The organism is Paenibacillus sp. AD87 (genome assembly GCF_001659845.1).
GTDB lineage: Bacteria > Bacillota > Bacilli > Paenibacillales > Paenibacillaceae > Paenibacillus > Paenibacillus marchantiae.
This window is the reverse complement of sequence record NZ_LXQN01000007.1, coordinates 4,435,388-4,449,262: the sequence shown is the minus strand read 5'-3', so window position 1 is coordinate 4,449,262 and position 13,875 is coordinate 4,435,388. Positions and strand designations below refer to the sequence as shown.

The 13,875-nt window shown below is 46.1% G+C and carries 7 protein-coding genes; 5 read left to right on the top strand and 2 right to left on the bottom strand.

Annotated elements, in window-relative coordinates; translation table 11 throughout:
* Positions 1-6 precede the first annotated feature (6 nt).
* From gpAD87_RS19665 to gpAD87_RS19645, 5 genes are all read left to right on the top strand, one after another.
* Entirely contained in the window at positions 7-873 is an 867-nt protein-coding gene (locus gpAD87_RS19665; RefSeq protein WP_442950742.1) for a carbohydrate ABC transporter permease, read from the top strand.
* Positions 870-1,691, top strand: a complete 822-nt coding sequence (locus tag gpAD87_RS19660) for a carbohydrate ABC transporter permease (protein WP_064640050.1) — start codon at positions 870-872, stop codon at positions 1,689-1,691. Before gpAD87_RS19665 ends, gpAD87_RS19660 begins: the two co-directional genes overlap by 4 nt.
* Before the next feature lie 301 nt (positions 1,692-1,992).
* On the top strand, positions 1,993-3,366 hold the full coding sequence (locus gpAD87_RS19655) for an ABC transporter substrate-binding protein (RefSeq protein WP_064640048.1): 1,374 nt from the start codon (positions 1,993-1,995) through the stop codon (positions 3,364-3,366).
* 488 nt (positions 3,367-3,854) lie between these two features.
* On the top strand, positions 3,855-9,428 hold the full coding sequence (locus gpAD87_RS19650) for an S-layer homology domain-containing protein (protein WP_064640046.1): 5,574 nt from the start codon (positions 3,855-3,857) through the stop codon (positions 9,426-9,428).
* 156 nt (positions 9,429-9,584) lie between these two features.
* Complete coding sequence (locus gpAD87_RS19645) at positions 9,585-9,797, top strand: immunity 17 family protein (RefSeq protein ID WP_064640044.1); 213 nt, start codon at positions 9,585-9,587, stop codon at positions 9,795-9,797.
* 181 nt (positions 9,798-9,978) lie between these two features.
* Here gpAD87_RS19645 and gpAD87_RS19640 read toward each other — a convergent pair whose 3' ends face one another.
* Positions 9,979-12,570 carry a glycine betaine ABC transporter substrate-binding protein gene (locus tag gpAD87_RS19640; RefSeq protein WP_064640043.1) on the bottom strand — a complete coding sequence of 864 codons (2,592 nt, stop codon included), beginning with the start codon at positions 12,568-12,570 and terminating at the stop codon, positions 9,979-9,981.
* Positions 12,536-13,765, bottom strand: coding sequence for a quaternary amine ABC transporter ATP-binding protein (locus gpAD87_RS19635; protein ID WP_063564457.1), 1,230 nt, complete (start codon positions 13,763-13,765; stop codon positions 12,536-12,538). Before gpAD87_RS19635 ends, gpAD87_RS19640 begins: the two co-directional genes overlap by 35 nt.
* Positions 13,766-13,875: the final 110 nt, after the last annotated feature.

Sequence of the window (13,875 nt, the reverse complement as noted above, 5' to 3'; positions counted from 1 at the left end):
CAGCGGATGCGGGAGAATATGCTGGCCTATGGTTTCCTGGCACCATCGCTGCTTTTATTTGCAGTGTTTCTGTTTTATCCGATGTTCAAGTCGGTGTACCTGAGTCTGCATTCCACTGACCCTACCGGACAGATTGCAGCTTATGTGGGACTGGACAATTTCAAGGCGGTATTCCAGTCCGGACTGTTCCTGCAAGGCATGAAAGTGACGTTGCTATTTGTCCTGTTTACCGTGCCAACCGGCATGCTGGCAGCTCTGATTCTAGCGGCATTAACACACAACCGTTTCAAGGGAATGCGTATATTCCAGTTTGTATTCTCTCTGCCCGTGGTATTGTCTGTCGGTTCATCGGCGGTCATCTGGAAGTTCCTGTTCCATCCGACCTTGGGCATGCTGAATTATTTATTGGGAAAAGTTGGGATCGATCCAATTCCCTGGCTGACCAGCCCGGATTGGGCTTTAATATCGATCTCCATTATGACGATTTGGATGAATCTCGGATTCAATTACATTATTCTATCCAGCGGATTACAGGGCATCCCGGATGAAATTTATGAGAGCGCGAAGATTGATGGCGCAGGTCCTTTGCTTACTTTTCACAAAATCTCGATGCCACTGTTGTCGCCAACCCTGTTTTTCGTCACCGTTGTATCGATCATTGGTGCGTTCCAATCGTTTGGTCAAATCAACATTCTAACCCGTGGTGGACCGATGGACAGTACCAATGTATTCGTATATTCCATCTATCAGGAAGCCTTTGTTAATTTCCGCTTTGGGACGGGCAGTGCGCAGGCGCTTATCCTGTTCGCGGTCATTATGCTGCTGACCCTGATTCAGTTCAAATGGGTGGAAAGGAAAGTGCATTACCAATGAGGACACCATGGACCAAAACATTGCTGTATGTGTTGCTTACAATCTGTGCGGCACTTGTACTGTATCCGGTGCTGTACACCTTTTTCATGGCGGTCATGACGCCGGAGGATGCCAGTGCGTATCCGCCTCATATCATCCCGCAATCGATAGACCTGTCCAATTTCACGGAAGTATTCGATATCGTTCCGATTGGTTCGTTTATCGGCAATACGTTCCTGGTGGCAGGACTGACGATGCTTGGTCAGCTTGTTACAGCGAGCATGGCGGCCTATGCATTCGCGAAAATGGAGTTTAAGGGCAAGAACGTCATCTTTAGCATGTTTGTGGCGACGATGATGATTCCTTGGGAAGTCACCATGATCCCGAACTATCTGACGGTGCGCAGTTGGGGCTGGCTCGATACGTATCAGGGACTGACCATTCCGTTCCTGGCAACAGCGTTCGGTACATTCCTGCTGAGACAATTCTTTATGCAGCTGCCCAAGGAACTGTTTGAAGCAGCGAAGATCGATGGCTGTGGGCATATCCGGTATTTTGTTTCCCATGTCCTGCCATTGTCCCGCCCGGCACTTGGAACATTGGCAATCTATTCGTTCCTGAGCATGTATAACTCCTATCTGTGGCCGCTGCTTGTTACAAATACTCCAGAGATGAGGACGGTACAGATCGGGATCTCGATGCTGGAGTTCCAGGAATCCACAGCATGGAATCTGGTGTTTGCCGGCACAGCGCTTGTTATTTTACCGTCGCTGCTGCTTCTGGTTTTTGGTTTGAAACAGCTTGTCCGCGGTATGGCCGCAGGCGCGCTGAAGGGGTAAGGTACTAAGATTTGTTTTAAGGATTTGGAAGGTTGGCGTTTGGATACCCAGGAGCGAATAAACAAGGCTCACTCTTGAAATAAGATGTTGAGAAGATATGCCACGGTAGTAGTAGAGGGAACGAAATCGATTCTGTAGAAGCGAAGCGTTCGCCTTTATCCCCGGATTTTCCCCTTTGAAGGGAATTGAATAAAATCCGGGGATAACAGCGATCGAAAGAACGATTCGGACCCGTAACGGCCACGCCGTGTCATCTCCAAGGTTTTATTTTGAAGTGAGCCTAAAAAAAAGGAGAGCGATTATGATCGGGTTTCGTTTGAAAAAAAGAGGAACATTTGCATTGATGTTGGCTGCACTTATGCTGGTATTGTCCGCTTGTGGCGGAAAAACCGAAACAACAAGCACAACGGGCGGAGCGCAGGCAGATGCTGCAGCTGCTGAACCGGTACAACTGACGTGGTGGCATTCGATGTCGGGTGCAGGGGAGAAAGCCATTAATCAACTCGCTTCCGATTTCAACGCAAGTCACCCGGACATTCAGGTGAAGGCAATCTATCAAGGGAAATATGATGAGAGCCTGAACAAACTCAAAGCTTCCATGGGTTCGGACAGTGGTCCGGATATTATCCAGGTGTACGAGATCGGCAGCAAGTTCATGATCGATTCGGGCATGATTACGCCGGTACAGCAATTTATCGATAAAGATAAGTTCGATCTGTCCCAATTGGAGCCCAATATCATCCGTTATTACACCATCGATGGCAAATTAAATGCGATGCCGTTCAACACATCGAACCCGATTCTGTATTACAACAAAGATATGTTCAAAGCTGCTGGTCTGGACCCTGAGAACCCGCCTAAGACATATGAAGAGTTTGAGCAAGCAGCTAAAGCACTGGCGAAAGACGGTAAACCAGGTGCATCCATGGCCATCTATGGCTGGTTTATGGAACAGTTCTTTGCGAACCAGAATGCAGATTATGTAAACAATGGTAACGGAAGAACCGGTGCAGCGACTGAATCCATGCTGAACTCCGAAGCTGGTGTGAAGACTTTGACATGGTGGAAAAAGATGATGGACGAGAAAACCGTCTCCAATCTGGGACGTAGCACTGACGATACGACCGCTGCGTTTACCGCACAGCAAATCGGTATGACGCTGGATTCCACCGCTGGATTGCGCAAAATTGTAGAGGGTGCTGGTGGCAAGTTTGAGCTGGGAACAGGATTCCTGCCACGTCCAGCAGATGCCAAAGAAGGCGGCGTCGTTGTTGGTGGCGCAAGCTTGTATATCATGAACAATAAATCCGAGGCTCAACAGCAAGCCGCTTGGGAGTTTATCAAGTACTTGGCTACCCCTGTGGTACAAGCCAACTGGAGTGTTGCGACAGGATATTTCCCTATTACGACAGCAGCCTACGATGAGCAAGTATTAAAGGATAATATGGCGAAGTACCCGCAATTCCAGACAGCAGTCGACCAATTGCACGCTTCCGCAGATTCGACAGCAACATCCGGGGCCGTAATGGGTGTATTTCCCGAAGCCCGTCAAATTGTCGAAGGAGCGATCGAGACAGTTTTGAATGGACAAGGTACACCGCAAGACGTATTGGATGCAGCAGCGAAACAAATTACAGACAAGATTGGACAGTATAACAGCACGGTGAAGAAATAACTTTTTGCTTGTAGTAGGACAAACGTCAAGCTGGAGATAGCAAAGTTTGAAATGTATGGCTTAACTTAGGATGTCAAAATGAGTGAGACGTATGCGATGGTCAATCTTGACTGTCGCATCGTTTTGCTGTGAAAAGATCTTGAACAAAATCGCTTTAAGGTGAGTTGGCTATGGGGATATCTATCAATATATGTCGAATACAGAGATTTGGGTCTTTTGATGTTAGTTTAAATGACTTAATATAGGCTGTTATACACAGAAAAATTGATGTAAATGTCATGAATATGACATATAAAAGCTGTATAGTAGCTATTTTCTACTTATTTTTATTTATAATCATCAAATTTGTGATGTTTATGTTCTATTTTATATCATTTTAAAAGAATATTGTTTACACATAATAGAAGTTCAGTTATCTTATATTTGAACTAATGTACAAGCTTCATGAACAAATGATTGCAAATTCAAAACATGGGGGTAGGAAAAAGATGTATGTTCTGCAAGTGAAGAGTTGGTTCAGATTATTCTTAGCCATGGTCCTGCTGATTACAGGTGCCATTCCAGCCGGTTTGTTCAGCAACAAAGTAGCCGCGGCTGACGAGCCGTTAACGGTTGCTCAGGCACAGGCGAAGAATTCTGACAAATCTACAGCGACTGTTGAAGGATATGTTGTTGGTTATTACAACAGTGGAACCTCTATTCAGCTAAATCCTCCGTTTACTTCTGACACAAATTTTGCACTGGCGGATCGTCCTGATGAAACAGATGTAAGCAAAATGATGCCAGTACAAGTACCCACTTCTGCTCCTCGCAGCACTTTTGGTCTACAAAGCAATACATCCTTATATCATTCAAAAGTTCGAATTAACAGTGCTGCATTGGAAACATATTTTACTGTTAACGGAATTAAAAGTACCACTTCAACAACCTTCCAACTGATCGATGAGACTCCTGTAACCAAAGTGGCGAATGTCACAGCCAATCCTGCTTCAGGCGCAGTTCCAACAGGGACCCAGGTGGCCTTGGAAACAACCACAGTCGGTGCAACTGTATACTACAAGCAGAATACGGACACTGATTATCTTCCCTACACCGTGCCTATTACAGTGAATGATGCAATTCACATTGAAACCTACGCAGTCAAAGAGGGGATCGAAAATAGTGATGTTACGAGTTTAGATTACACCCTCGTCGACAACACCCCCATTTCAATCTCCGAAGCACGAAATAAATCTGAGAATACACCGGTTACTGTACAAGGAATTGTAACTTATCGCGAAGAATCCGGAGGACTGGCGAATCTGTACATTCAGGATGATCAAGCAGGAATCGTCATTCGTGGAACAGATGCCACCGTGGAGCCAGGTGACCGTATCGAAGCTTATGGTCCGCTGACGATCTATAACGGTTTGCTTCAGGTAGAGAAGGACAAGACCGGATTTCCAGGCGGTTATATTAAGGTCTTGGATAAAACACAAGATATCCCTGAACCTGTTACACTGACATCCAAAGACTTCACACCTGCTGAAGGCGGAGGAAAGGGTACAGGTGGCATTTATGAAGGGATGCTTGTCGAAGTCAACGCTGTTACAGTGACAAGAAGCAGCAGTTCCACCTTTTATGCGACAGATGCCGATGGTGGAGAGATCACGATCTATGCCAAAAATAGCCCTACTGCACTGGCAACAGGCAAAACATACGAAAAAGTGACAGGGGTTATGACCTATCATACAAGTTATGGTCTTGAACTGATTCCACGTACAGCATCGGATGTTGTCGAAAATCTGCTCTCTGTTACAGCCAGTGCACCATCAGGCGGTCTTGTCAAAGGATCAACAGTGACATTGTCCTCGCCAACGGCAGGAGCAGAAATCTATTATACGGTTGATGGTACTGAACCAACCCAAACATCCACAAAGTATAGTGCTCCGATTACAGTAGACCAGGACACGAATGTTAAAGCTATTGCTGTATCGGGTGGAAATACAAGTGAGGTATATACCTTTACTTACAAAGTTCTTCATGAACTGGACAATCTTAGAATCCATGATATTCAAGGAGCTTCCCATAACTCTTTGTATGATGGTTTAGCTGTTCAGAATGTCGAAGGTATTGTGACTTATGTTGTAAATGCAAGCTCCTTCTACATACAGGAGATTCCTGGAATGGAAGATGACGATGTAAAAACATCCGAAGGTATACTCATCTATAAATCTTCTCATGGAATGACAGTAGGCAACAAGGTGAAGGTATCGGGTCAAGTCAAAGAATATGCAACAGCGACGACTGAGCTGTCTACGACAGAGATCGTTGCAACAACTATTACGGTTGAAGACAACAACCAAGAACTTCCTGAACCTGTGATTCTGGGAACTAACGGTCGAATCATCCCTACTGTAATTGATTCAGATCAGTTCGGGGAGTTTAACCCGGAAACGGATGCGATCGATTTTTATGAGAGTTTGGAAGGCATGAGAGTACAACTTGATAATGCAACAATTATCGGTCCATATTCCAGTGAACCGGGCCTGGCAGTTGTCGTTGATAATGGTTTGAATAATCCGGTACGCACACCAGCAGGAGGTGTTATCCTGACTGCGGATAGTACAGAATCCTACGAGAGTGCGCTTAATCCGCAACGATTGTTCATTAACAAAAAGCCCTCTCAGGCGGTCAAAACGGGTGACAAGCTCACTGAGTCCGTCAAAGGTGTTATGACGTATTCCAACGGCAATTTCAAGGTTAATCCGGAGGGGGATCTTCCAGTCATCACTTCCGGCGGGCTTGAGCAAGCAACAACGACGATTCAGCAAGCCGATGGTAAGTTGACGATTGCAACTTTTAATGTGGAAAATTTCAGCAAGAAGGATACAGCGAGAGCTGTCAAAATCGGTGGAATTGTAGTCAATAATCTAAAGAATCCGGATATTATTGGCATAATGGAAGTACAAGATAATGATGGAGCTACAGACAGTGGAACAACTGCTGCTGATGCAAGTTTCCAAACCCTGATTGATGCTATTGCATCTAAAGGTGGTCCTACCTATAAATACACGGATATTGCTCCAGAAAACAATAAGGATGGTGGAGCTCCGGGGGGGAACATCCGCGTAGGCTTCCTATATAATGAGTCAAGTGTAACCCTGAAACAAGGAAATAAAGGGGATGCAGTAACGGGTATACAAGTGAGAACGGACGGGAGCTTGTCTCTGAATCCTGGACGGATTGATCCAACAAATGATGCTTTTGCAAGCTCGCGTAAGCCGCTCGCTGCTGAATTCGAGTTCAACGGAGAACGTGTTGTTGTGATTGCAAATCATCTGAATTCCAAAGGCGGCGATCTGAAGCCTTACGGAAGTATACAGCCTGCGACAAGAAGTAGTGAAATTCAACGTGCACGACAGGCAACTGCTGTATACCGTTTTGTTAACGAACTGCTAAACAAAGACCCTGAGGTAAATGTCGCTGTTCTTGGCGACTTCAATGACTTTCAGTTTTCCAAAACATTGAATATTATCGAAGGGAATGAACTGGACAATCTGGTAAACAAACTGCCAGAGAACAAGCGTTATTCCTACATCTATGACGGAAACTCTCAGACACTGGATCACATTCTGGTGAGCAAAAATCTGTCCGAAACAGCTGCTATCGAAGCGGTTCATGTGAATGCTGATTTCGAAGATTCACATGGGCGTGTCAGCGACCATGATCCGTTGCTTGCCCAGCTAAGCATTGGAAGCACCTCAGAAGAGGGCGACTTCAACCTGCGTGTATTGCACACCAATGATACACACGCGCATCTGGATAACATCCCGCGCCGCGTAACCGCTATTAAAGAAACACGCAATGATAACACCCTGGTGCTGGATGCAGGGGACGTATTTTCTGGTACATTGTACTTTAACCTCTTTAACGGTCTGGCGGATCTGGAGTTCATGAACATGATCGGGTACGATGCCATGACATTCGGAAACCACGAGTTTGATAAAGGGCCAAGTGTACTCAAGGCGTTTATTGAACAAGCGGAATTCCCATTTGTGAGTGCCAATATTAACTATACCAAGGATGCGAGTTTGGGCGGCCTGTACAACAGTACTATCGGAAATCCAGGCGAGAATTCCCAAATCTATCCGGCCATTATCACGGAAGTAAACGGCGAGAAAGTCGGAATCTTTGGCTTGACGACACCGGATACCGCATCCCTGTCATCACCGGGAGATGATCTGAAGTTTAAGGATTTCAAAGCAAGTGCGCAGGCGACAGTGAACATGCTGCAAGATGAAGGCATCAACAAAATCATCGCGCTGACGCATTTGGGTTACTCGGAAGACCTGAAGTTTGCGGAAGCGGTGGAAGGCATCGACATCGTGGTCGGTGGTCATTCACACACTATTCTGAACAAACCGGTGGTTGTAGATACGCACACCGATCCGACGCTGGTCGTACAGACGGGAGAATATGACGTTTCCCTGGGTCAACTGGATGTAACGTTCAACGAAGCAGGCGTACTGAAAACATGGAACGGCAAATTGCTGAAGCTGGATGCGAAGGATGCCACCGGTAATTATGTTTACGCAGATGATAAGGAAGCAGCCAAAAAATTGGCAACCTATGCGAAACCTCTGGCTGAGTTCAAAAAAGAAGTTATCGGTAAAACAAATGTATTCCTCGATGGAGAACGCGGCAGTGTGCGTAAGCAGGAAACCAATCTCGGTAACCTGGTAGCAGACGGCATGCTAGAGAAAGTGAAATCTATTGTGAAGGAAAACAATGTTAAAGGATATATCGCCATTCAAAATGGTGGAGGCATTCGGGAATCGTTCAAGCAGGGAGACATCACCCTGGAACAATTGCTGAAAATGATGCCAAATGGAAACAACCTGTCTGCGCTAAAAATGACAGGCAGGGAAATTACGGCTGCGCTGGAAAACGGCGTGAGCGGTGTAGAAACAGGCGAAGGGCGCTTCCCGCAAGTTTCAGGCATGCGTTTCTACTACGATTCCACGAAGCCGGGAGAGAAAATTGATGCCATATCCAATACGGTGACCCAAGTTGGTCAACGCGTACTCAAAGTACAGATTAAGAATGCTAATGGTACGTACACGGATATCGATCCAAACGCATACTACATCGTAGCGACGAACTCGTTTATGGCTAACGGTGGAGACTTCTATCGGTCCATGAGAGCAGCGAAGGATGATAATCGGTACTATGAACTCAATTTGGTCGATTATGAAATCTTCCATGAACATCTGGACCGCGTAGGTACGGTAAACCAGACAGCAGAAGGACGCAGTACTGATCTGAAGGGAGCTCCACTTCCGGGTGATGGGAATGGAAGCAACCCTGGTAATGGCGGTGGAAATAATGGAAGTAATCCGGGCAGTGGTAATAGTGGTGGAGGTACAACGACACCAACCACACCTGTAACACCAACGGATCCAACAACTCCGATCACGCCTACAACACCTTCCGTCCCTGGTAATGGGAATGGAGGAGGTACTACACCAACCAATCCGGGTGTGATTTTGAAAGATATCGGCAATCACTGGGCAGCAACTGCCATTGAGCAAGCCATTTCCCGGGGAATTGTGAATGGATATCAGGACGGTAATTTCCGTCCAAATGCACCGACAACACGCGCTGAGTTCATTGTAATGCTGGCAAGAGCATTTGAACTTCCAGCCAGCAGCAAGGCGTTGACGTTTAAGGATGCTTCCAAAATTCCAGCATGGGCACAATCCTTTATTGCTCAAGCTGTAGAACAAGGGATCATTAGTGGCTATACGGATGAGACGTTCCGTGCACCCGGCAAAGTATCCCGTGTAGAGATGACGGTTATGCTCGTAAGAGCGCTCGGACTTCCAGTTAAATCGAATGCCACTTTAACCTTTGCAGATGCAAATAAAGTACCTGCATGGGCCGTACCTTATATCGCAGCTGCATATGATGCAGGACTGGTGAAAGGTACAGGCAAGAATATGTTTAACCCGCTCGCTGAAGCAACTCGTGCTGAAGTTGTAGCCCTGTTGATGTCAGCGAGTGAGTTTCAGGCGAAGTAATAAGACTAATCAATCTTCCTATGAAAAGGGAGCCAATACTCTAATGAGAACAGCTTGCAGACCTTCATCTGCAAGCTGTTTTTTTACTAATTAATGACTGTTCATTTTTACCAGAGGAAGGTATAGTAGACAGGATTATATTGAAGGAGTGTTGAAATGCAAGATCAACCGGTTTTAATCGCACTATTGGCTATTGCCGCAGGGATTTTCAGTTTGTTGGGTGGAATCAATAATTGGGATTGGTTTATGAAGAGTTTTAGAGCAGGTCTCTTTGTGAAAACCATTGGACGTCAGGGTGCAAGAGTGGTGTATGGGATTTTTGGTATTGTGCTGATTACCATTGGCGTATTATTGTTGCTGATTGGGTAAGCGTAGAAAAAGAAAAGAAATTTGTAGAGTCTGAGTACATAATTCAGTTTCACAGCTTTAAACACCTGATAGCTTTAACCCATTAGCTTACCTAATCAATTAAAAGTTACACTAAAAAAGACCACCGAAAAAATTCCGGTGGTCTTTTTGCCAAATTCAGGTTTATCCATCTCAATCTGGTTTAATTATCTTTTAAATCTTCAATGGAATTGATGTCCATATAGGTTGGTACAACCAGACCTGTTTTGGCACCGTCCATATTTGGACCGAGATCATCGATCTGATCCTTGTATTTGTTGAAATAATCTGCAGAGGTGAGCGGCAACCATGCAGCTGGAGTTGCATCTACATCACCATTGGCAATGCCGGTCCACATTGGACCGATCTCCACTTGAAGAGAGGTTACTTTGTAACCCAGTTTTTCTTTAAGGATGTACTCCAGCAAGTTCGTACTTGCAATCTCGGAGTCCCAAGCTACGTAACTTAGTTTAATGGAATCTCCATTCACCGGAGTCAGACCTTTGGTCCATTCAGCCACTTTGTCGCTATGCTTCTCTGCAAAAGCTGCTGCGGCTTTTTGGGGATCTTCTCCGTTTTGAATGGCAACCATGATTTCACCCATATCCTCAGGTGTCCAGGAGAAGCGATCCAGGAATTCATAAGCGACAGGTTTGTCTTCCTTTAACCCTTTACGGGCAATGGTATGAATTTGTTCTGCTTCACCGTAGACGCCTTCCGGATCGTCCAGGTATTTCAGGTCATATGCATTGAACATCCAATGCGGTGTCCAACCGGTAACGATAACCGGTTCCTTATTCTTAACCGCTTTATCCAGCGTAGCTGTCATTGCGGCTCCTGAACCTTCAACCAGTTTCCAATCAGACAAACCGTATTTCTCAATGGCACTCGCTGTGGATTTCATAATTCCGGCACCTGGATCGATACCGATAATTTGGTGATTCACTTCATTTCCCACATTGGCATTCGCCGATGGAGTGGAGGAAGAAGCACCTGTTTCCAAATCTGCAATCGAATTAACGTCTGTCATGTATGCAGGAACAACGAGCCCTGTGCGTACACCGGTCATGTTGGCTCCCAGATCATCCACCTGGTCTTTGTAACGTTCCCAGTAGTCAGCGTGAGTCAATGGCAGCCAAGCTGCTGGAGAGGCATCTACGTCGCCTGAGGCGACACCCGTCCACATAGGTCCAGCTTCAACTTGCAGGGCGTTAACTTTATAGCCAAGTTTGCTTTCCATGACATATTTCAACAGGTTAGTACTCGCAATCTCAGAATCCCAGGCTACATAGCTAAGTTTAAATGCATCACCGTTAACTGGCGTCAGACCTTTGGTCCATTCGTCAATCTGGTCTGCATGTTTCTCAGCGTAGTCTTTTGCGGCTTCTTCTGGAGATGTACCATTTTGGATGGCACTCATCATTTCGCCCATTTCATCTGATGTCCATTGGAAACGGGACAAGAATTCATAAGCAACTGGGTGATCTCCTTTTAATCCTTTACGTGCGATGGTGTGAATTTCTTCTGCATCACCGAAAGATTTCTCGGGATCATCCAGATATTTCAGATCATATTTGTTGAACATCCAGTGTGGAGTCCAGCCTGTAATAATGATCGGTTCTTCCGCTTTAAGGGCTTTGTCCAGTGTGGCAGTCATCGCTGCACCAGATCCTTCAATCAGGGTCCAGTCCGTCAAATGATAATCTTCAATGGCTTTGGCAGCGGATTTCATAATGCCTGCACCCGGATCAATACCAATGATCTGATATTTGACTTCTTCACCTACAGCATTCGCTGGAGTGTTGTTACCGCCGGCAGAAGTACTGTTGCCGCCAACAAAGTATTGTGAGAAACCAGCTACGAGCACAACAAATGTGGCTGCAGCAGTAATCCAGGCTTTTTGTTTCGCTGAGAAGCGTGAGCTTTTCTTACGGCCTGGCATAAACAGATTTTGAGTGAAACGGTCAAGTACGATCGCAAGAACCACGACAGCCAGACCTGCTTCAAAACCTTTACCAATCTGCAACTGTGTTACCGCACGATAGACTTCCGCACCAATACCCTGTGCACCGATCATGGAAGCAATAACAACCATGGACAGCGACAGCATGATGGTTTGGTTAATCCCTGACATTACGGTAGGCAATGCGAGTGGAAGCTGTACTTTGAACAACTTTTGCATGGACGTAGAACCAAAAGCATCCGCTGCTTCGACCAGTTCGCCAGATACCTGCTTAATTCCGAGGTGAGTCAGGCGAATTGTAGGTGGAATCGCGAATATAACGGACGCGATAACACCGGGAACCACACCAAGGCTGAAGAAGGTTACCGCTGGCAGCAAGTAGACAAATGCAGGCATGGTCTGCATAAAGTCAAGCAATGGTGTAATAATCCGGGCTGCAGTTTTGCTGTATGCGAGCCAGATACCGATGGGAACACCAAGCAGAATGGAGACTAATCCTGACGTAATAACGAGGCCCAAAGTATCCATCGATTGGGACCAATATCCGAGGTTATCTACGAGCAAGAAACCGATAACTGTAAACAGGGTCAGTGGTATTCGGCCAACAAGATATGCCAATACACCAAGTATTACAATAAACAGGAGCGGATGGGGGAGCATGAACAGCCCGGAGAAAAATCCGACAACCTCCTGAATAACAACAGAAATGACTTTAAATAATCCGGAGAGCGAGGTGCTCATCCAGTCAACAATCGCTTCAATCCACGATGCTAGTGGTATTTTGGGAATCATTCACAAGTTCCTCCTTTACTGCAACTTCACCGCTTAGTGCTCCAAGCAGGGCACCGCGGACGATAACACCTTGCAGACGGCCGGTTTCGCCAACAACAGCGAGCGGCACATGGGCTGAACTTACAATTTCGAACAATTCATGAATCAGGGTTTCAGGCGCTACAGTCGGCCCATCCGTAATCAGAATATCGTTCAACACTTTGTTTTCGCGCATCGCGCGGGTTGCATCTTCTGCTGTTATAACACCAAGCAGCTTCTTCGAACGGTCAATGACAAACAGGTTGGAAATACCACGTTCGCGCATTAATTCGAGGGCAACACGAGGACCACGGTCAAGCGTAATCGTTTCAGGACGTCGCATAACATGAGATGCGGTAAGGACCTTGGACAAGTCCACGTCTTCGACGAAGCGGGCCACATATGAGTTGGCCGGTTGAATCATGATTTCTTCCGGAGTACCGATCTGCACGACTGCGCCGTCTTTCATGAGGGCAATACGATCGCCGATGCGCAGCGCTTCGTCCAAGTCATGGGTAATGAAAATAATGGTCTTTTTCATTTTATCCTGAAGCTCAATCAGCTCATCCTGCATATCACGACGGATCAGTGGATCAAGTGCACTGAATGCTTCATCCATTAGCAGTACTTCCGGGTCATTCGCCAGCGCACGGGCCAAACCTACACGTTGCTGCATCCCGCCACTTAGCTCATCCGGCATTTTGTCTTCCCAGCCTTTAAGGCCAACCAGTTCAAGCGACGTTTTTGCTTTTTCCCGACGTTCATCTTTATCTACTTTTTGAACTTCGAGACCATACTCCACATTATCAAGAACGGTACGGTGCGGGAATAACGCAAACTTCTGGAATACCATGCTGATCGTTTTCCGACGCACTTCGCGCAATTGTTCTTTGTTCATCTTACGTAGATCTTTACCATGGACAAGAATCTCTCCCGATGTAGGTTCAATCAGACGATTGAACATTCGAACAAGTGTAGACTTACCACTTCCGGACAGTCCCATGATGACGAAAATTTCACCTTCCTGAATTTCCATGTTGACCCGGTTGACACCAACCGTTATCTGTTTTTCTTTGGCCAACTTTTCTTTGCCCCAACCTTGCTCCAGTAATTGTAGACCTTGCTCGGTTTGGGGTCCAAACAGTTTACTTACATTTTTTACTTCAAGTATGGTCATGTTTTCACCCCTTCTGATGTGTTGTGCACTTCGAACGGCTTTCAGCATCCACAAGCCCATACACTTGTGCGCCCAGCCACGAAATCCGGTAATCGTTGCTTCGCTTCCCG

What these genes read in the sequence shown, in the direction of transcription:
- gpAD87_RS19665 (WP_442950742.1), top strand. Translation starts at nt 7, where the DNA reads ATGCGGGAGAATATGCTGGCCTATGGTTTCCTGGCACCATCGCTGCTT.
- gpAD87_RS19660 (WP_064640050.1), top strand. Translation starts at nt 870, where the DNA reads ATGAGGACACCATGGACCAAAACATTGCTGTATGTGTTGCTTACAATC.
- gpAD87_RS19635 (WP_063564457.1), bottom strand. Translation starts at nt 13,765, where the DNA reads ATGACCATACTTGAAGTAAAAAATGTAAGTAAACTGTTTGGACCCCAA.
- gpAD87_RS19640 (WP_064640043.1), bottom strand. Translation starts at nt 12,570, where the DNA reads ATGATTCCCAAAATACCACTAGCATCGTGGATTGAAGCGATTGTTGAC.
- gpAD87_RS19645 (WP_064640044.1), top strand. Translation starts at nt 9,585, where the DNA reads ATGCAAGATCAACCGGTTTTAATCGCACTATTGGCTATTGCCGCAGGG.
- gpAD87_RS19655 (WP_064640048.1), top strand. Translation starts at nt 1,993, where the DNA reads ATGATCGGGTTTCGTTTGAAAAAAAGAGGAACATTTGCATTGATGTTG.
- gpAD87_RS19650 (WP_064640046.1), top strand. Translation starts at nt 3,855, where the DNA reads ATGTATGTTCTGCAAGTGAAGAGTTGGTTCAGATTATTCTTAGCCATG.